Origin of the sequence: Halomonas sp. A29 (genome assembly GCF_046723295.1) — a bacterium.
In the GTDB taxonomy this organism is placed as follows: Bacteria; Pseudomonadota; Gammaproteobacteria; order Pseudomonadales; family Halomonadaceae; genus Halomonas.
The window spans coordinates 160115-178994 of record NZ_JAXQPR010000002.1 but is presented as its reverse complement, the minus strand read 5'-3'; the positions used below and the strand labels follow the sequence as shown (position 1 = coordinate 178994).

General features: G+C 63.5%; 16 protein-coding genes. 3 read left to right on the top strand and 13 right to left on the bottom strand.

Features of this window, described 5'->3' with window-relative positions; genetic code table 11:
• Window positions 1-6 precede the first annotated feature (6 nt).
• The 10 genes from SPH52_RS04260 to SPH52_RS04215 form a co-directional block, all read right to left on the bottom strand.
• The gene (locus tag SPH52_RS04260; protein ID WP_411793753.1) at window positions 7-987 is read right to left on the bottom strand and encodes a type II secretion system F family protein; all 981 of its coding nucleotides are present in this window, start codon (window positions 985-987) and stop codon (window positions 7-9) included.
• Window positions 988-1000: 13 nt separating this feature from the next.
• Window positions 1001-1987, bottom strand: a complete 987-nt coding sequence (locus tag SPH52_RS04255; protein WP_411793752.1) for a type II secretion system F family protein — start codon at window positions 1985-1987, stop codon at window positions 1001-1003.
• Window positions 1978-3339 (bottom strand): CpaF family protein, encoded by a 1362-nt coding sequence (locus tag SPH52_RS04250; RefSeq protein WP_411793751.1) that lies wholly within the window; start codon window positions 3337-3339, stop codon window positions 1978-1980. Before SPH52_RS04250 ends, SPH52_RS04255 begins: the two co-directional genes overlap by 10 nt.
• 21 nt (window positions 3340-3360) lie before the next feature.
• Window positions 3361-4548 (bottom strand): AAA family ATPase, encoded by a 1188-nt coding sequence (locus SPH52_RS04245; protein ID WP_411793750.1) that lies wholly within the window; start codon window positions 4546-4548, stop codon window positions 3361-3363.
• A 133-nt stretch (window positions 4549-4681) separates the two neighbouring features.
• Window positions 4682-4978, bottom strand: coding sequence for a hypothetical protein (locus tag SPH52_RS04240; RefSeq protein WP_411793749.1), 297 nt, complete (start codon window positions 4976-4978; stop codon window positions 4682-4684).
• Window positions 4979-5006: 28 nt separating this feature from the next.
• Window positions 5007-6569, bottom strand: coding sequence for a type II and III secretion system protein family protein (locus SPH52_RS04235; RefSeq protein ID WP_411793748.1), 1563 nt, complete (start codon window positions 6567-6569; stop codon window positions 5007-5009).
• A gap of 79 nt (window positions 6570-6648) precedes the next feature.
• Complete coding sequence (gene cpaB, locus SPH52_RS04230; RefSeq protein ID WP_411793747.1) at window positions 6649-7470, bottom strand: Flp pilus assembly protein CpaB; 822 nt, start codon at window positions 7468-7470, stop codon at window positions 6649-6651.
• Window positions 7467-8858 carry an AAA family ATPase gene (locus tag SPH52_RS04225; RefSeq protein ID WP_411793746.1) on the bottom strand — a complete coding sequence of 464 codons (1392 nt, stop codon included), beginning with the start codon at window positions 8856-8858 and terminating at the stop codon, window positions 7467-7469. Before SPH52_RS04225 ends, cpaB begins: the two co-directional genes overlap by 4 nt.
• A gap of 27 nt (window positions 8859-8885) precedes the next feature.
• The gene (locus SPH52_RS04220) at window positions 8886-9413 is read right to left on the bottom strand and encodes a prepilin peptidase (protein ID WP_411793745.1); all 528 of its coding nucleotides are present in this window, start codon (window positions 9411-9413) and stop codon (window positions 8886-8888) included.
• A 70-nt stretch (window positions 9414-9483) separates the two neighbouring features.
• A complete protein-coding gene (locus SPH52_RS04215) occupies window positions 9484-9669 on the bottom strand; it encodes a Flp family type IVb pilin (protein ID WP_411793744.1) in 186 nt (61 codons plus the stop codon).
• 338 nt (window positions 9670-10007) lie between these two features.
• Here SPH52_RS04215 and SPH52_RS04210 point away from each other — a divergent pair, with 338 nt between their 5' ends.
• The gene (locus SPH52_RS04210) at window positions 10008-11144 is read left to right on the top strand and encodes an efflux RND transporter periplasmic adaptor subunit (RefSeq protein ID WP_411793743.1); all 1137 of its coding nucleotides are present in this window, start codon (window positions 10008-10010) and stop codon (window positions 11142-11144) included.
• Window positions 11144-14260, top strand: a complete 3117-nt coding sequence (locus SPH52_RS04205) for an efflux RND transporter permease subunit (RefSeq protein WP_411793742.1) — start codon at window positions 11144-11146, stop codon at window positions 14258-14260. Before SPH52_RS04210 ends, SPH52_RS04205 begins: the two co-directional genes overlap by 1 nt.
• 69 nt (window positions 14261-14329) lie before the next feature.
• Here the strand turns inward: SPH52_RS04205 and SPH52_RS04200 are convergent, their stop codons facing one another.
• From SPH52_RS04200 to SPH52_RS04190, 3 genes are all read right to left on the bottom strand, one after another.
• Window positions 14330-14755, bottom strand: a complete 426-nt coding sequence (locus SPH52_RS04200; RefSeq protein ID WP_411793741.1) for a DUF3617 domain-containing protein — start codon at window positions 14753-14755, stop codon at window positions 14330-14332.
• Between the two features lie 121 nt (window positions 14756-14876).
• A complete protein-coding gene (locus SPH52_RS04195) occupies window positions 14877-16793 on the bottom strand; it encodes a putative bifunctional diguanylate cyclase/phosphodiesterase (protein ID WP_411793740.1) in 1917 nt (638 codons plus the stop codon).
• Window positions 16794-17888: 1095 nt separating this feature from the next.
• Window positions 17889-18311, bottom strand: a complete 423-nt coding sequence (locus tag SPH52_RS04190; RefSeq protein ID WP_411793739.1) for a MarR family winged helix-turn-helix transcriptional regulator — start codon at window positions 18309-18311, stop codon at window positions 17889-17891.
• Window positions 18312-18398: 87 nt separating this feature from the next.
• On the opposite strand from SPH52_RS04190, the gene SPH52_RS04185 reads away from it, so the two are divergent.
• The gene (locus SPH52_RS04185) at window positions 18399-18770 is read left to right on the top strand and encodes a VOC family protein (RefSeq protein WP_411793738.1); all 372 of its coding nucleotides are present in this window, start codon (window positions 18399-18401) and stop codon (window positions 18768-18770) included.
• The last annotated feature ends 110 nt before the right edge of the window (window positions 18771-18880 follow it).

Genomic DNA, 18880 nt, shown 5'->3' with positions numbered 1-18880 from the left:
GCTGGCTCAGCGCCCCGCCAACGCCGCTGCCGCCCCCAGCAACGGTGGCCCAAGGGCCACCACAAAGAAACTGGGAAAGACACAGAAAATCAGGGGAAACAACATCTTGGTACTGACCTTGGCAGCCTTCTCCTCGGCCTCCTGAGTGCGCTTGTCGCGCAGCTCCACGGCGAACAGGCGCAGCGTCATGGCAATGCTTGTGCCAAAGCGCATGCTCTGCAGCAGCGTGGTGACCAGACCGCGGATGTCCTCGACGCCGGTGCGCTCCTCGAGGTCACGCAAGGCACTCCTGTTGTCCATGCCCGCCCGGGTCTGCATGCCGAACAGGTGCAGTTCGCCAGCCAGTTCCGGATGACTCACTTCGAGATCGCGCGCCACCCGCTGAATCGCCGCCCCCAGCCCCAGCCCCGCCTCGCTGCAGACCACCAGCAGGTCGAGTGCGTCGGGCAGGCCGCGACGCAGCTGCCGGGTACGTTGCCTGATTGCCCGCTCCAGCCAGAAACGTGGCAGCAGGTAGCCGAAGATGGCCGAAGCGAGTACCAGCAACATCGCCATCGCGGAAGGGATGCGCACGAAGGGAACGACCAGCATCAACAGCAGCAGCGGCGGCGCCACGGTCAGCAGCAGGCGGATGCCATAGAACAAGCTGACGGCCGCAGGCGAACGCTTGCCCGCATGGCGTAGCTCTCCGGCGATACGACTACGGACCTCCTCTTTCCCTGGCACCAGTTTCTCACCCATGGGGCCCAGCCACTGGACCAGCCCCCCCTCTTCCGCCTTGCCGTGTCCCGCAGCCGCCTCGGCGCTGGCTTCGAGATGCTTGAGGCGACGCCGAAGCGGGTCCGAAAGTCCCAGGAACAGCAGCAGCAGTGCCACCATCAAGGTAAAGACGGCCATGCCCAGCAAGGCGGCAAAACCGAGCTGCATGGCGTACGGGTCCTGTGTGAAGGTAGCGAACCTGTCGACCCAAGCTGTCACCATATCCATCAGCGCGTCCTCCTCAGACGTCGATACGCACGATGCGGCGCATCCACAGGATGCCGATCACGATCATGACGAACGCCGCGACGATCATCTGCCGCCCCAGCGGATCCTGGGTGAGCATGGGCAGGAATTGCGGCGATACCAGGGTGAGAATACCGGCCAGGGCAAACGGCAGCAGCGAGAGGATCCAGGCCGCCATGCGCCCTTGGGCGGAGAGCGTGCGCACCTTGCGCTGGAAGCGGAAACGATCGCGCACCACCGCGGCCAGGCCATCGAGCAGTTCGGCCAGGTTGCCGCCACTCTCCTTCTGAATCAGCACCGAGGTGGTGAATACCATGACGGTCACGCTCGGCACCCGCTCCAGCATGCCTAGCATGGCGCTGCGCACCTCGCCCCCGTAATTGATCTCCATGAAGGTGGTACGGAACTCGGCGGCAATGGGATCCGCCATCTCCTCGGCCACAAGATGCATGGCATCGCTGAACGGATGTCCCGCCCGCAGCGCCCGCGCCATGACGATCAACGCATCCGGCAACTGCTCTTCGAAGCGCGCCAGGCGCTGACTGCGCAGCCGCTGAAGGTGCATGAAAGGTAGCGCCGCCACGCCCACTCCCAGCAGCACGCCAAGCAGCGGCTGCGGCAGTAGATAGAAACCACCCGTCCCGCTCGCGGCCCCCAGACAGACGCTCTGCAGTACCAGTCGGTAGGCCGGCGTCTCGCGCCCCGCCTGCTCGATCAGCCGTTCTATCCGAGCCATGCCGGGCAGCGCCTCGAGCGCCCGCTCCAGCGGCGAAAGCTGGCGCAGGTACTTGCGGCGTACCAGTGAGGCCTGGCCGCGCTCGGCACCGGCCGAGATGACGTTCAGCCGCTTCTTGAGCCGCTTCTGCGCCTTGCGGTTCTCACCGAATGCCGGCACCAGGAAGCTCTGCATCAGCAGGAAGGCGGCGATGAAGATCATGCCGATGAAGATCGCCTCGTCGGAGAGATTGAGGTTCATGCCCATGGCCGCTGCCCTCCGCCCACCTGGAAGACCTCCAGCCCCGGGTCGAGCCCGCGCAGCTTGAGGTGCTCGTAGAAGCCTGGCACCACGCCGGTGGCCATGTAGCGCCCCACCACCCGGCCATGTTCGTCGATGCCCTCACGCTCGAAGCGGAACAGCTCCGACATGGTGATGATCTCGCCCTCCTGGCCGTTGACCTCCTGCACGCTGATCAGGCGTCTAACGCCGTCCTCCTGGCGCTCCACCTGCACCACCACGTCGATGGCCGAAGCGATCTGCGAACGCAGCGCACGCGGCGGCAGCTGATAGCCGTTCATTGCCACCATGTTCTCGATCCGAGTCAGGGCATCGCGGGGCGTGTTGGCATGAATGGTGGTCAGCGAGCCGTCGTGTCCGGTATTCATCGCCTGCAGCATGTCGAAGGCCTCGCCCCCGCGCACCTCGCCGACGATGATACGGTCGGGGCGCATGCGCAGGCTGTTACGCACCAGGTCGCGCTGGGTGACCTCGCCACGTCCTTCGATGTTGGCCGGGCGCGTTTCCAGTCGGCCGACGTGGGGCTGCTGCAGCTGCAGCTCTGCAGAGTCTTCGATGGTGACGATGCGCTCGTCCGCCGGGATGAAGCCCGACAGCACGTTGAGCAGGGTGGTCTTGCCGGCACCGGTGCCGCCCGAGACCAGCACGTTGAGCCGCGCCTTGACCACCTTCTCGAGCAGTTGGGCGATGACCGACGAGAGGCTGCCGTGGGCGATCAGGTTCTCCACCGTGAGCCGGTCCACGGCGAAGCGGCGGATCGACAGCATCGGCCCATCGATGGCCAGCGGCGGGATCACCGCGTTGACCCGCGAGCCATCCTTGAGCCGTGCATCGACCATCGGCGAGGACTCGTCGACGCGGCGCCCCACGCTCGACACGATACGGTCGATGATGGTCATCAAGTGCTGGTCGCTGTCGAAGCACAGCATGGTTCGCTCCAGCTTGCCGCGACGCTCTACGTAGATGGGGTTGGTGCCGTTGACCAGGATGTCGGAGATCGTCTTGTCGGCAAGCAGCGTCTCCAGCGGGCCCAGGCCCAGCACCTCGTCCTGCAGTTCACTGACGATGCGCTGACGCACGGCCGCATTGAACGGCAGCGTCTCCTTGCCGATCAGGGCTTCGCACACCTGCTGTACCTGGCTGCGCGCCTCACGTTCGTCCAGCGTGCTGAGCAGCGCCAGGTCCATCACCTTGACCAGTTGGCGAAACAGCCGCTGCTTGCACTCCTGCTCGGCTGGCGACAGGCTGCCCCCGGCCAGTCCGCGGCCGCCCCAGACCCGCTCTTCTTCTCCTGCCGTCATGCGTTCACGGAAATTCATGGGTCTCTCTCCCGATCAGCGTCAGTGTTGGGTACGATTCCACAGCTTCAGCGACCAGCGCCGCGGCTGCAGCGGGGCCTCACGCGGCGTCGCAAGCGCCAGGGCCAGTACCTCGAGCGAGCGCGTCAGCGCTGCCTTGCGCGCCAGGTCGATCAAAGGGCTGCCGACGTTGATGCTCTGGCTGGCATGGCGATAGTCGTTGGGCAGGGTATGCAGCGGCAGCCGCGGCAACGCATCGCCGATGGCACCGAGGGATATGTCGCTGCGCTTGTCGACGCGGTTGACCACCACCGCGATGCGCGACGGCGGCAGGCCCAGTTCATGGATCAGGATGTCGCGCAAGCGCTGGGCGTCGTGGAGGTGGGCCACGCTCTGCTGCATGACCATGAGCACGTGGTCGGCGCGCTCCAACACGCAGGCCGTGGCGCCATTGATCCAGCGCGGCAGGTCGACCACCACTTCGTCGTGGTCCTGGCCCAGCACGTGAAGCAGTTGCTCGACCCGGACCTCCGGCACCTCGGCGAGACTGGTACGATCTTCGGGTGACGAGGCCAGCAGGCCGAGACCGCTGTCGTGACGCTGGATATACGCCGACATGGCCAGGGCATCGAGGCTGTCGGCGGCTTCCAGTGCCTGTACCAGGCCGTGGTCCGGGGTCAGGTTGAAATAGAGCGGCAGCGAACCGAACTGCACGTCCATGTCCACCAGTGCACACGCCTTGCCCTGCACCGCCAGGCGATGGGCCAGGTTAGCCGCCACCAGGCTGGCCCCGGAGCCGCCCTTGGCATTGATCACCGCGGTCAGGGTCGCCGCGGGACGTGCCTGTTCCTCGCGCCGGTTACGCACGATCTCGCGCAGGAAGCGGCTGATTTCGCCGTCGTCGATGGGCGGCGAGAAGTAGTCGCGGGCGCCGGCCCGCATGGCCAGACGGATCAGCTCCACGTTACCCTTGGGGCCCACCACCAGCAGCGGCGGGCGCTCGCCGACGGGACGTTCGCACAGCGCCATCAGTTCCGCTTCCCAGTTATCGCCCACCATCAGCACCAGGGCATCGGGCATCGTCTCGACACCCTCCAGGGGATCGACGCTGCCGTTGTAGAGCAGCTTCGCGATTACGTTGATGTCACCCTGGCTGCGTAGCAGCGCTTCCAGCGCATCCATGTCCGCCCTTGCGCGCCCTACCAGCCGTATCTCGAGCCGTGTCAGCATGACAATGCACCTGTTGTCGTCGCTCTGTCGTCGCCAGCGGTCGCCCACCGGCACCCGTGTTCCTGCCTGTTACTGTTACCGTTACTGCTTCTGCTGCTGGCCCCGCTCCGGGTTCGGCCGAGCGCCCGGTCACTCAGGGCAGCGAGCTGGAGGTCATGGGTACCGGCTGCTGCCGGCCCGCTGCCGCACCGCGGTAGCCACGCATCGCCTCGGCTGCCTTGGCCCCTCCCAAAGCCGGTACTTCGTCGCCAGGCTCATAGGTCTGCAGGCGCTTGGTGTGATTCACCGTGTCGCCGAAGGGCGGCAGGCCGCTGCCTGGCTTGGGGGCCGCGCAGCCGGCCAGCCCCAGGGAGACGATGAGCGGCACCAGCCAGGCACTGCGAGCGAGCGACGGATGAAAAAGCCGATGGAAAGCACTTATTGAGGACATGGTGGACACTCCCGTCATGGTGATCGGTTCACAGGTCATGGCCGAAGCGGCCCTCGGTGCCGCCCGTGCGACGGCTCGACATCAACTCCAGGTCCAGACTGTTGGGACGCGGCCGCGAGCCGCCCTCATCGTCGCGCGACTGGTAACGGCCGAGCAGGTAGAACTCCAGGTCGCTGGGGGCCACGAACGAGCCGGTGGGCAGCCGTACCTGCTCCGGCGCGAAGGAGCGCGCCAGCCGCGGCGTGACGAAGATCACCAGCTCGGTCTGCTCCTTGATGAACTCCTGGCTGCGGAACAACGCCCCCAGCACCGGCAGGTCACCCAGACCGGGGAGCTTTGAGACGTTCTCGCGCAGGCTCTCGTTGAGCATGCCGGCGATGGCGATGGTCTGACCCGAGGCCAGTTCCAGGCTGGAGCTGGCGCTGCGCTTGACCAGTGCCGGAACGAAGAACTGGGCCGAGACCTGGTCGCCCACGCCTACCCGCAGGCTGTTGGCCGGCACCAGGTCGGAGACAGAGACATTGACCTGGAGATTGATCGAGCCGGAGTCCAGCACCACCGGCAGGAAACTCAGGCCGACACCGAACTCCTTGTGCTCGATGGCGACCTGGCCGTTGCCCTGGGGGACCGGGATGGGAAACTCGCCCCCGGCCAGGAACTGCGCCTGCTGGCCGGTCAGGGTGGTGAGGTTGGGTTCGGCGAGGATCTTGGCCACGCCCTCGCGGCTGGCCGCGTCCAGCACCAGGTTGAGCAGGTAATCGCTGCGCTGGTAGCTGGCGAAGATGCCGGTGTCCTCGATGCTAGCCACCGAAGGTGCGAATTCCCGAACCATGGGCCCCAGCGGGGTGCGGGTTCCATTCTCGAAAACAGGCAGGCGAAAGTCCCCTCCCGGCCCTTGGAAGATGGCGTCGGGGAAGGTGGCACCGCCGGTGACCGCCCCGGCCCGGAACGCCGAGGAGCCCACGTTGAAGACGTTGAAGTTGGCTTCCAGCCGCTTGACCAGCGAGCGCGAGACTTCCGCGACCTTGACGTCGAGCATCACCTGATTGGCCCCGCCCACCTGCATCAGGTTGAGTACCGAGTCCTCGCCGCCACCGGCAAAACGAGTGGCCAGCCGCAGCGCGGTATCGAGCCGTTCGGCGCTGGAGACCTCTCCGCTGAGTACGATACTGTCCTGGGCCGAGCGCACCTGGATGTTCTCGTCCGGCAGCAGCACATGCAGGTGACTCTTTAGCGCCTCGAGGTCATGGGTCACGGTTACGTTGAGCGTGCCCTGGATGTTTTCCGACTGGTCCCACAGGACCACATTGGTGGTCCCCGTGGACTTGCCCAGTATGTAGAGCTGCCGCGACCCCATCACCACCAGGTCGGCAATCTCGGGGTTGCCCACCGACACCACCCGCACCGCCCGGGGAAACTGCAGCACCTGGGCCTTGTTCAGCTCCACGGCTACCGCGACCGTTCGCCCCTCCACCGGCATGGCCACGCTGCGTGTGCTCTCCTGCGCCTCCAGCACACTGGCCCAAGCCAGTGCCAGGGTAACGAACCCTGCCAGTATCAACCCTTTCCACGCCTTATCCTGCATGTTCATGATGCTTCTCCCCTGCCCGTGTACTTGTCAGGCGCAGCCGCCTCGGCCATCAGCCCGGATCGTTGCGGCCCTGCCCTTTTCAATTGCGTACGCTCACGGTGCTGGACTCGGTGCCACGTATCACCATCACCTGGCGCGACGCCGGAGCCACCGGAGCAGCACGCGGCGGCGGTGCGCTGATCTCGCGCCGCGGCTCGACGTTGAGCAGCTCGCGCTGCGCCACCAGCAAGTCGGGTTTCTCTTCATGATCGAGCGGGTTGCGCAGGGTCAGCTGCACCTTGCCCTCCTGGGTGGCCTTGACCAGGGTTTCCGCCTGGGTGGGGTCCACCTCCAGCGTCACCGCTCGCACGATCACCGGACCGTCGCGTTCCTGGGAGGCAATCTGATCCACCGCCAGCACCTTGAGGTTCTGCAGTACCGTCTTCGATTCAACGCTGTTGCGGTTGCCATCGCTGCGGGTGGAGACCACGTCCACCCGGTTGCCCGGCAGCAGGAAGCCGGCCACGCCGACCACATCGTCGACTCGCACGCTCATGGCCCGCTTGCCAGGGTCGAGCAGCGCGGCCAGGGCACTGCCGCCCAGGTGTTCGGCCACGCGCCCCTCGTGGAGGATCTCGCCGGCATAGATCACCTGGTTGCTGACCCGTCCCACCACGTTCTCGATGTCGTTGAAGCTGCCGGGCGGTACCGAATCCGGCGGCAACCGCAGCGTCTTCAGGTCGCTGGCCTGCACCGTGGTGCCGAAGGGGATCTGCAGCGCCGCCACCACCACCTGGCCAGCCTCGGCCAAGGAGTCGCGTTCCTGGTTCTGTCCCTGCATCCAGCTCATGGCGATCAGCGCCGCACCGCCGGCCATCAGCAGCGAGACACCAAACATCGTGACTACGCCTTTCTTCTTCATGATGCGTTCCTCCCGCTCGTGTTGCCGTCACCGCCTGCGCGGTCGCTGTCCGGGAAATCGCCGAAGTAGGTTTGCCAGGCCCAGGCGAGTACCTCCCGGTCGGGTACCTCGCCGCCCCAGTAGCGCAGGTGATCCATTGCCAGACCCAGCAGGTCACGTGGGTGGCAGGCCAGTAGCGGCACGCCGAGGCGTGCATGCAGCTCATAGATCACGAAATCGACCAGGGTCGAATCGAAGGGAATACCGCTCTCGCGGCACTGCTGGGCCCAGATCCGCCGGTAGGCGTCCTGGTCCAGTGGAGCGAAACGGATCTTGTAGCCGATGCGGCGCAAGAAGGCGGCATCGGCCAGCGACAGCGGGTCGAGGTTGGTGGAGAACACCAGCGCCACGTCAAAGGGCACGTTGAAGTGGTAACCGTTGGCCAGCGCCAGGAAGTCGCGGCGCTCCTCCAGCGGCACGATCCAGCGGTTGAACAGTTCCATCGGCGCCATACGCTGGCGACCCAGGTCGTCGATCACCAGCATGCCGTTGTTGGCCAGCAGTTGGATCGGCGCCTGGTGGATATGGGTGGCACTGTCGTACTGGACCTCCAGGCGCGCCATGGTCAGCTCACCGCCGGTGATAACGCAGGGCCGCCGACAACGCACGTAGCGCGGGTCGTGGCCCTGGGCCAACAGCAACGAGGCGGCTTCGCCCTCCCCACCCAGCGGCGCCAGCGGGCTGTGCACCGCGGGGTCGAAGCAGCGTACGGCCTTGCCGCCCGTCAGGATGGCGTGGGGGATAAGCACCTCGCCGGGCAGCAGCCGCACCAGGCGACGGGCGATGTAGCTCTTGCCGGTGCCTGGCTCGCCATGAATGAACATCGCCCGCCCCGAGTGCAGCCCTGGGCCAAGCTGGTCGAGCAATAGAGGATCGATCACGGTATCAGTGAAGGCCGCCATTACCCTGTCTCGGCTGATTCCGACATCGCTCAGGGCCTGGGCCCGCACTCGCACGGCATAGGCTTCCAGCGGTACCGGGGCGGGACCGGCGTAGCCGTCCCGGGCCAGCGCCTCGAGGGCAGCAGCCCGGCCCAGTTCGGTGAGGCCGAAACGCAGCGCGCCGCTTTCGGCCTGGCCGCGAACCTCGACACGCCCCTCGCGGCGCAGTTGATGACAGAGGGTTTCCACCACGCTGCCGGCCAGGGCCGCGCTGCGACTCAGTTGGTGCAGGTCGAGCACACCCTGCTCGAAAAGCTGCTTGGAGATCAGGTCAGCGAGATAGAGCGGCGACAGGCCGGTCTCCTCGACGCTGGTGGGACGCGGCGGCAAGGTGTCGGCACCAGTGTCATCCGCCAGCTCTGGCTGTGCGGAGGCACTGCTATCGCGACTGTTATCTTTCGTATCCATGCCATCACCTCCCAGAACGTGTTCGACCTAAGCCAGCAGCCACTGCCAGGCGATCCAGGCAGTGGTTCCCAGGGCAATGGAAACGGCGAAGGGGAATTTACGACCCATGACCTCACCCTCTTCAGGCGGGATATAGATGGGTCTACCGGTGACGACGAGGGTACGAAACATCAACCCGTAGCGCCCCCATGGGGAAATAGACTGGTGGAATAGGAATGCACTCAAAGCAAATCCAAGGGCGATAAATCCACCAATGAAAATACTGATGAGTGCTGCTTGCAGCACTCCAAATGGACCAATAAAGGTGCCCACTGCAGCCATCAGCTTGGCATCTCCGGCACCGGTAAAGCCCATCATATAACCAGGAAGAAGGATGACCATACCGATCAACAATCCGGAGATGGCGGCCAGGACACCACCGGCTCCTGCTGCCCACCCATGCAGCAGAAAACCCACGGCGGCCCCGGCCATAACGAGATAGTTCGGGATACGATGTGACTGAACATCAGTACAAACTGCAAACGCTACTAGAGGAACTACCCCAAGTTCTATCATGAGACTTTCCTCCTCCTCAGGAACAGGGCAGACGCCGATATCCTTATCAGCGCCCGGCACAACAATCTTACTAGGGAGTAGCACCACCAATTGCTGTATTCAATTGGGTCAAGAGAGCACCTGCCCGCGTTCCAATCGCTACGAATATGGCTGCCCCAACTGCTACCACCAACCCCCCAACCAAGGCCCACTCCACCACCTCGGTACCCTCTTCCTCGCGCCAGAAACGCTCGATACCCTGCATCAGCTTGCTCATTGTCTTTCTCCCAATCAGGTTTTTATCCAAGCTTGCTGTTGTCGGAAACCGGCGCCTCTGGCTCCGGCTCACGTGACTCAGCATCGTAGTTACAATTCGGTTACGCTTGGAGGATCTTGCAAAGCAGTGAAAGGATCTTGCAGTCGCAGGGGAAAAGGCGCGCGCTGGCGCACAGATTGGATGTTTCTGTACAAAAGCTATACAGTTGAAAGCTCAAGGTAGAACCGATATTGCGAATTTGTTGTCACATTCAATGCCAACAAGATGAGTAGGCTGTTAAGGAAGCGCCCATGGAAGTGGCGCCCTCTCGTGCATGCCGAACTACGACAAGAGCCCCCATGAACACATCGCGCCTTTTCCTTCTTGCACCGGTCCGGCGGCTGGCCACTCTTATCGGCCGAACGTGCCTGGCCGCCACTCTTGCTCTCACGCTTGTTCTGGCCACCGGCCTGCCCTCAGCCGCCCAGGAACGCACCGCCGTGATCGGCGCCCGTGCCGACGTTCAGCCCTGGTCCGACCCGCTGGAGGCTCTCGGCACCCTGCGCGCCGACGAGAGCGTGACGCTTTCGGCCACGGTGACCGAGATCGTCGCCGAGCTTAACTTTCGCGATGGGGAGGTCGTGGAAGCCGGCCAGTTGCTGATCCGGCTGGAAGACAGTGAGGAGCGAGCCCAGCTGCGTGTCGCCCAGGCCCTGCGCGACGAGAGACGCAGCGCGGTGGACCGCCTGACCCAACTGCAGAGCCGCAACATGGCACCTCGTGCCGACGTGGAGGACAGCCAGGCGCGGCTGCGCCAGGCGGAGGCGGAAATCCAGGGGCTGGAGGCACGGCTTACCAACTATCGCCTGCGTGCCCCCTTCGACGGCGTGGTAGGTTTTCGCAACATCAGCCTGGGCAGCCTGGTCACCCCTGGCACCGAGTTGGTCACACTGGACAAGCTAGACGTGATGAAACTCGACTTCAGCGTGCCGGAAGTCTACCTGTCGATCCTCACCCCCGGACTAAAGCTGTCGGCGCGCAGCGTGGCCTTTCCCGACGAGAACTTCGAAGGCGAAGTGGCCAGCATCGGCTCGCGGGTCGACCCCGTCAGCCGCAGCGTCACGGTACGCGCCGAAATCGACAACCCCGACCTGCGCCTGCGCCCCGGCATGCTGATGGAGGTCGTGCTGCAGCGCAGCCCGCGGCAGGCCATAGTAGTGCCCGAGTCGGCGTTGATTCCCAGCGGCGACCGCCAGTACGTACTGGTCATCGACGAAACCGACGAGAACCGCCTGGAGCGACGCGAAGTACGCGTCGGTGAGCGGCGCATCGGCCAGGCCGAGGTCATCGAGGGACTCGCGGCCGATGAGCTGGTGGTCTCCCATGGCGTACAGCGCGCCCGGGAAGGCGATCGCGTGCGGCTGCTGGGCATCGCCAGCGAAGAAAGCTCCATCCGCGAGATCCTCGAAGCGCATCGTGACGAGGATGACGCCTGATGCGCCTCTCCGACATCTCGGTTCAGCGGCCGGTGCTGGCGACGGTACTGGCGCTGCTGATCGTTGCCTTCGGCCTGCTCTCCCTGCAGCGGCTGTCGCTGCAGGAGTACCCCTCCATCGACCCACCGGTGGTCAGTATCGATACCCGCTACCCCGGGGCGGCGGCCAACGTGGTCGAGTCGCGCATCACCCAGGTGCTGGAGGACCGCATCGCCGGTATCGAAGGCATCGAGGTGGTGACCTCCTCCAGCGAAGACGGTCGCTCGCGGATCAATATCGAATTCAATCTCGAGATGGACATCGACGCCGCGGCCAACGACGTTCGTGACCGCATTGCCGGTGCCCAGCGCAACCTGCCCGACGACGCCGACCCGCCCGAAGTGCAGAAGGCGGACTCCAGCGAGGAGATCGTGGTGTGGCTGAGTCTCTCCGGCGAAGGCTACTCCATGCCGGAGCTGACCGACTACGCCAACCGCTACCTGGTCGATCGCCTCTCGGTGCAACCCGGTGTGGCCCGGGTGCGCGTGGGCGGGGGGCGAGACTACGCCATGCGGGTGTGGATCGACCGTAACGCCCTGGCAGCGCGGAACCTCACCGTCAGCGACGTGGAGAGCGCCCTGCGCGCCGAGAACGTCGAGCTCCCTGCCGGCTCCATCGAATCCCGTGAGCGCCAGTTCATCGTGCGCCTGCCACGCAGCTTTGCCGCGGCAGGGGATTTCCAGCGCCTGGCCATCGACCAGGGCAGCGACGGTTATCTGATACGCCTGGGCGACGTGGCCCGGGTCGAGGTCGGCTCGGTGGACGACCGCTCGATCTTTCGCGCCAACGGGGTGCCCATGGTGGGGCTCGGCATGATGATGCAGTCCACCGCCAACGTGCTGGAGCTTTCCCAGGGCGTCCAGGCGGAGATGGAGCGCCTGCAGGCCACCCTGCCCGACGGCATGGAACTGAGCCTGAACTTCGACGCCTCGGTGTTCGTGGCCGGCGCCATCCAGCAGGTAGTGATGACGCTGTTCATTGCCATGGGGCTGGTGGTGGTGGTGATCTTCATGTTCCTCGGCAACGTGCGTACCACCCTGGTGCCCGCCGTGACGGTCCCCATTGCCATCATCGGCTCGTTCATCGCGCTGGCGCTCATGGGCTTCTCGATCAACCTGCTGACACTGCTGGCGCTGGTGCTGGCCATCGGCCTGATCGTCGACGATGCCATCGTGGTCCTCGAGAACATCAACCGGCGCATGCACGACTACGGGGAAACGCCGCTGGTGGCGGCCTTCCGTGGCACACGCCAGATCGCCTTTGCCGTCATCGCCACCACCCTGGTGCTGATCGCGGTATTCGTGCCGCTCAGCTTCCTGCAGGGCAATGTGGGCCGCCTGTTCTCCGAGTTCGCCCTGACCATGGCGGCGGCCGTCGCCATTTCCAGCCTGTTGGCACTCACCCTCACGCCGATGATGGCCTCGAAGATCCTCAAGCCCAATATGGGCGACAGCGCCGCGGCACGTGGCGTGCAGTGGCTGCTGGAGCTGTCGCAGCGAATCTACCGTACCCTGCTCGAAGCGGTGCTCAAGGCACGCCTGGCCGTGCTGGCCGTGTTCGTTGCGTTGATCGTCGCCACTGTGTGGATGGCCGAGCGGCTGCCCAACGAATACACCCCCCGGGAGGATCGCGGCAACTTCATCATTCTGGTCAACGGCCCTGAGGGTGCCACCTTTGACTACATGATGGATTATATGGACGAACTCGAGCTGCGCCTGCAACCGCTGGTCGCCGCCGGGGAACTGGAACGGGTGGTGATCCGCGCCCCACGCGGCTTCGGCAACATCGAGAACTTCAACAACGGCTTCGCCATCATCAACATGGCCGACTGGGGAAGCCGTCGCAGCGCCTGGGAGATCATGGACGACGTCCGCCAGCGCCTGGCCGACCTGCCTGGCATACAGGCCAGCCCAGTCATGCGCCAGGGTTTCGGCCAGCGCGTGCAGAAGCCGGTACAGTTCGTGCTTGGCGGCGGCACCTACGAGCAGCTAGCCGAATGGCGTGACCTGATGCTCGAGCACATTCGTGAGCACAACCCGCGCCTGGCGGGCCTGGAAAGCGACTACCGGGAAACCCAGCCACAGCTGCGCGTGGATATCGATTACGAGCGGGCGGCGGCGCTCGGGGTCACGGTGACCGAAATCGGGCGCACCTTGGAAATCCTGCTGGGTGGGCGCAACGTGACCCGCTACGTGGACAACGGCGAAGAGTACGATGTCATCGTCGAGGGCGATCGGGCCAGGCAGAACAGCCCGCGCGCGCTGGACAACATCCAGGTGCGCTCGGCCCGTTCGGGCGGACTGATTCCCCTGGCAAGCCTGGTGACGCTGACCGATTACGCTGGTGCCAGTACGCTCAATCGCTTCAACCGGATCCGCTCCATCACCATCGAGGCCAACCTGGTGGACGGCTACCCACTGGGTGAGGCACTGGCATACCTGGAGCAGGCGGCCTCTGAAATACTCCCCCCGGAAGCCCAGACCAACGTGGCCGGCCCTTCGCGCGACTATCGCGAAGCCAGCGGCGCCACCACCTTCCTGCTGGTGCTGGGCGCCCTGGTGGTGTTCCTGGTACTGGCGGCACAATTCGAGAGCTTCGTGCACCCCTTCGTGATCATGCTCACCGTGCCGCTGGCCATGAGCGGCGCCCTGTTCGGGCTGTTGATCACCGGCCAATCCCTGAACATCTATAGCCAGGTGGGCCTGGTGATGCTGATCGGGCTGGCGGCCAAGAACGGTATCCTGATCGTGGAATTCGCCAACCAACTGCGCGACCAGGGTCTGGCCTTCCGCGAGGCCCTGCTCGAGGCTTCGGTGACGCGCCTGCGGCCGATCCTGATGACCGCCGTGACCACCATGGCCGGCTCCATCCCGCTGATCGTCTCCACCGGTGCCGGCGCCGAATCGCGCATGGTGATCGGCACGGTCATCATGGCCGGCGTGGCGGCCGCCACCTTCTTCACTCTGTTCGTGGTGCCGGTGGCCTACGACCTGCTGGCTCGCCACACCGGTTCGCCCGGCGTGGTGAAACAGCGCCTGGAAGCCGAAATGGCCAAGGCACCTGCCGATCACTATTGAGCCTGAAGCGGAAAACGCAAAGGCCACCCAAGGGGTGGCCTTCGCGTTTCTTGGCGCCAGCGATGACGATCAGCAATCGCCGAGACGCTCGCCCTCGATGGCGGTTTCCAGCTGCATCTGCCCCATCGGCGATTGGGTATCGATGTTTACATTACCCTCGACGCGCTCACCCAGGAAGCTCATGCGGCCATCGATGTTCGCCTCGCCACCCTCGGCATGGCAGACCATGCGGTAGTCGATACCGTCGGCGGAGACATTGTGCTCCAGCAGCTCGCAGCCTTCCTCCACGTCGAGGAACTGGAAGTCGGCATCGTCGAGATCGCCCTGCACGATGCACTCCTGATGGCTTTCCGTCTGGTCGGGAATCGGCACGTCACCCCTCACCGAGGTGGTGCTGGTGAACTGCCACTGGCCAGGCACGATATTGGGCGTTTCGGCCAAGGCCGACAGCGGGAGCATCAGCACGGCAGCGGCAAGCAAGGGTCGAAAGGACATGGAATTCTCCGTTGTGAGGGTAGGCATGGCAGAGAAGTGAACTTCTCTTGCGATACGACACGCTCAGCTTACCCCAGCAGCAGCAGGAAATGGAGGAAGCACGGCACAAGTTACTGCTGCATCAGGAGGGGAAGGAATAAACCTTTTCAGTCAGTGCCAGCTCTTCCAGGGCCAGCGGACGCCCGAACAGGTACCCCTGGAAGGCCTTGCAGCCATGCTCCAGCAACCAGCGGTGCTGGGCCTCAGTCTCGACGCCCTCGGCCGTGACCGCAAGCCCGAGACTGTTCGCCAGGGTGATGGTGGTGGTGACGATAGCCGCATCTACCGGGTCATCGAGCACACCATCGACGAACGATTTGTCGATCTTGAGCTCATCCAGAGGCAGCCGCTTCAGGTAGTTCAACGATGAGTAACCCGTGCCGAAGTCATCCAGGGCAAAACGAATACCGAGCTTGCTGAGACGCAGCATGATATTGCGCACCCGCTCGGGCTCCTCCATCAGCAGACTCTCGGTGACTTCCAGTACCAACCGGGCCGGGTTGGCGCCAGTTTCTTTCAGGGCGCGTTGCACGCGGGCGATGAAGTCAGGCTGATGAAACTGCACCGAGCTGACGTTGACCGAGATCGTCAGCTTTTCCCTGTCGCTCTCCTGGGCCCACGCGGCCAACTGGCGACAGGCGGTCTCGAGCACCCAATGACCGATCGGCAATATCAACCGGTTCTTCTCGGCCAGAGGGATGAAAAGACCAGGCGGCACCAGCCCACGCTGGGGGTGCTGCCAGCGGATCAACGCCTCGACGCCGGTCACCTTGGCGTGAGCATCCACCTGGATCTGGTAATGCAGGAGCAGCTCATCGCGCGCCAGCGCCTGGTGCAAGTCGGCTTCGAGATGTACACGTTCCATCACGTCGGCCTGCATGTCGGCATTGAAGAAACGCAGGGTATTGCCGCCCGCCAACTTGGCCTGCTGCAGGGCGATATCGGCCTGGCGCATGGCGCTGTCGACGTTCGCCTGATCATTGGCAAACAGGGTGATGCCGATGCTCGCCGTGATCGGCAGGGTCAGCATCTGGTCGTCGTCAGCCTGGGCGCTGGTGATCTGTCCCAGCAGTTTCTCGGCCACCCGCTCGGCGGCATGGGCCGCCTGCTCAACGTCGAGACCAAGATCGTGGATCAGCAGTACGAACTCATCGGCCCCCAGCCGCGCCAGGGTGTCGCTCTCACGCACGACCTCATCCAGCTTCTGTGCCACCTGGCGCAGAAAACGGTCGCCTCGCTGCAGCCCCTGGGTCTCATTGATTACCTTGAAATCGTCCAGATCGATGAACAGCAAGGCTGCATAACGCTCACTGCGACGTGAACCCTTGACCACCATCTCCAGCCGATCGAGCAGCAGGCGCCGGTTGGGCAGGCCCGTCAACGAATCGTAGAACGTCAGCCGGTGCTTGCTCTCCTGGATGTCGCGATATTCGGTGACGTCGGTGGAGATACCGCAGAGCGCGTGAATCGAGCCATCGGCCCTGCGCAGCGGCAGCTTGATCGAGAGGAAGGTGAAGAGGGTCTCGTCCTGGTTCTTCACATACCCCTCTTCCACCACGACCTTCTCGCCCTTCTCGAGGACTCGCCGATCGTTGAAGCGCAGCTCCGCTGCCGTCACCGAATCGAAGATGTCGCTGTCGGTCTTGCCCAGCACCGACTCGGCCGGCAGGCCCACGATCTCGCTGCCCTTGCGGTTGACGTACAGGTATCGAAAGTCGCTCGACTTGACGTAGATGCAGGCGTCGACGCTGTCGAGAATGGTAGTCAGCTCTGCGTGGCTGGTCCGCAGCCTATCGACTTCGCTCAGTAGCTTGCGACGATAAGTCAGCCCCGCCATCACCAAGGCCAACACAGCGATCACCACCACCCAGACGGTAGTGGGCAGGGTATTGAACATAGCCCCGCCCTCGGCGGAGGCGAGTGCCAACGACGGTAGGCCAGCCCATAGACCGGCAAGAGCAGACCGACGAGCCTTGATCAGCCAGTCAGAATTGGACATCCCGTCACCCGTTGGAAGGATACGCTTAGTTATAGCAGATAATTCTAAAGTAACTGATCGCAAACAACGAGTACGACGCACCATGCTGTCACACACGTTGTTCGATCATCTGCTCGCGGCGCCGTCCCTTCGTTCCCTTGGCAACCGACCCTTCATCATCACCCTTTGAGCAGATAAGCAAAAGCAAAGAATCCGTACCAAGATGGGGTCTTTTCCAGCCTTGGAGGAATAGCCACTGGCCCATCGGAGAGCCATGCGAGAGCAAAGAGGAACATCGAGACGAAAGGTGTGAGCTGACAGAAGCTTCGGTCGAGGGCCAAGAATGCAAGAGCCCGGCCTTGCGGCCGGGCGAACTCTTGCGTCCCTGCTACCACCTCGGTCATCCTGACCGAGCATCCTTGGTCGTTGCGTCGTCCTGACCCGGCTTCCTTGCGGAGCTTCCTTGCCCTTGATTACAAGCATGGCAGCTACACGGCAAAATGCTGTTAACGTGGGATATGCTTTCTTGTAGGAAATTGCCGACAAGCGGCGTAAGAAAAATTCCTACGACAGAAACACGAGCCCCTCTCATACGATATTCGTATGCGCAACAGAGACCCCGGCCTATGGCCGGGGCCAGGTGCGATGAGACGCGATATTTTGGCGAACCCGCAGAGCACGCGTATAGAGGCATCCCTCGCATGGGCAAGCTGCTTGAAGCGGCAAAAGAGACAGCTCAGCCTCGACCGGCTCCGCCATCTCACCTTGCCATAAGAAAAGCCCGACCACTTGGGCCGGGCTTTCAATCGACGCTTCCCTATCCAACCAACCTCAGGCTTCCTGCCCAAGCCTCCTTGGTATGAGCATTCCGTCGCTAGGCCTTCCGTGTTGGGCCATCCATTGCCCTATGTCCACACCATGGCACATAAAGGCGAATTCTGTGTTAACCCAGGTTATGGGTTCTTGTAAGAGATTCACTACAAAACTTGCAGGTTAGACCAAGCATCAACAAAAAACCCGTGGCCGTTCGGCCATCCTGCGTGCCTGCTCGACAAACCTCGGCAACTGGGACGCCCCTGCCTAGTTGCTCTTCCTCACCACTCGGGATAACTGCCGCTATCGAAGGGCATTTGCCAGTCGCATTAGCATGGTTGCGACAACCTCAGGAGCAAGCGGCGCTGCGGCATCGACAAGGCGCTTTTCGGCATCGGCAACGATTGCAGAGGCTGCCACCAGTGCCCGATCGCCCGCGGGCGTCAATTCTGTCTTCTGAACACGCCCGTGCTCCGGATGAGGAGTACGTTTGATGAAGCCCGACTTCTCGAGCGTGACGAGAATCGCCTGCATTGTCTGAGGCGTGATGAAGGCTTGGCGCGCCAGCGCAGCGTTTGAAGCTCCTGGTTCGACCTTCAAGTAGGTAAGCACAGCATATTGCGGCGTGGTCAGACCGATCTGACGCAATTCAGCATCCATGCGCGTCCGCAGCGCCTGTTGGGCCTGCTTCAGCGCGAAGCCGATCGTTGCATAGGGGTCGTCCATCAGCAAACTCGTGTTGACATATCAGGGTCCTTACATGATATAAGCATCCTGATATTATCAAATCCGACAACACAAGGAAACCCAGTCATGCCGCATCTGATCGGACCCGATTTCATTGGCATTCAAGTCAAGGACATTGAAGCCGCGCGCGCCTTCTACACTGACATCGTCGGGCTTCGCCCCGCGCCCATGAGCCCGCCGGGAGCCGTGGTGTTCGATACCAAGCCGGTGCCGTTTGCCGTCCGCACGCCTGTCATCGACCTGGAGGCGACCGATAAGCTGGGCTGGGGCATTGCCATCTGGTTCGGCTGTGATGACGCTGATGCACTGTACGACCACCTCATTGGTCAAGGCGTCGAAGTCGAGTTTGCTCCGAAGGACGGGCCGTTCGGCCGCTATTTCGCGTTCCGCGATCCGTTCGGCTACTCCATCACGGTTCACACGCTCGTGAAGTCCTGATTCAGCGACCAAGGAAACGACAAATCACAATCAGCCCGCTTAGTTGACTGATCAGGATAAGGACCGCAACGGCACAAGGATGTGCCACGATGACAAGCCCCGCGCCAGCC

Coding starts and splice junctions, on each gene's coding strand:
- SPH52_RS04210 (WP_411793743.1), top strand. CDS start 10,008: ATGAACACATCGCGCCTTTTCCTTCTTGCACCGGTCCGGCGGCTGGCC.
- SPH52_RS04250 (WP_411793751.1), bottom strand. CDS start 3,339: ATGAATTTCCGTGAACGCATGACGGCAGGAGAAGAAGAGCGGGTCTGG.
- SPH52_RS04235 (WP_411793748.1), bottom strand. CDS start 6,569: ATGAACATGCAGGATAAGGCGTGGAAAGGGTTGATACTGGCAGGGTTC.
- SPH52_RS04200 (WP_411793741.1), bottom strand. CDS start 14,755: ATGTCCTTTCGACCCTTGCTTGCCGCTGCCGTGCTGATGCTCCCGCTG.
- SPH52_RS04260 (WP_411793753.1), bottom strand. CDS start 987: ATGGATATGGTGACAGCTTGGGTCGACAGGTTCGCTACCTTCACACAG.
- SPH52_RS04255 (WP_411793752.1), bottom strand. CDS start 1,987: ATGGGCATGAACCTCAATCTCTCCGACGAGGCGATCTTCATCGGCATG.
- SPH52_RS04205 (WP_411793742.1), top strand. CDS start 11,144: ATGCGCCTCTCCGACATCTCGGTTCAGCGGCCGGTGCTGGCGACGGTA.
- SPH52_RS04195 (WP_411793740.1), bottom strand. CDS start 16,793: ATGTCCAATTCTGACTGGCTGATCAAGGCTCGTCGGTCTGCTCTTGCC.
- cpaB (WP_411793747.1), bottom strand. CDS start 7,470: ATGAAGAAGAAAGGCGTAGTCACGATGTTTGGTGTCTCGCTGCTGATG.
- SPH52_RS04245 (WP_411793750.1), bottom strand. CDS start 4,548: ATGCTGACACGGCTCGAGATACGGCTGGTAGGGCGCGCAAGGGCGGAC.
- SPH52_RS04220 (WP_411793745.1), bottom strand. CDS start 9,413: ATGATAGAACTTGGGGTAGTTCCTCTAGTAGCGTTTGCAGTTTGTACT.
- SPH52_RS04240 (WP_411793749.1), bottom strand. CDS start 4,978: ATGTCCTCAATAAGTGCTTTCCATCGGCTTTTTCATCCGTCGCTCGCT.
- SPH52_RS04190 (WP_411793739.1), bottom strand. CDS start 18,311: ATGGACGACCCCTATGCAACGATCGGCTTCGCGCTGAAGCAGGCCCAA.
- SPH52_RS04215 (WP_411793744.1), bottom strand. CDS start 9,669: ATGAGCAAGCTGATGCAGGGTATCGAGCGTTTCTGGCGCGAGGAAGAG.
- SPH52_RS04185 (WP_411793738.1), top strand. CDS start 18,399: ATGCCGCATCTGATCGGACCCGATTTCATTGGCATTCAAGTCAAGGAC.
- SPH52_RS04225 (WP_411793746.1), bottom strand. CDS start 8,858: ATGGATACGAAAGATAACAGTCGCGATAGCAGTGCCTCCGCACAGCCA.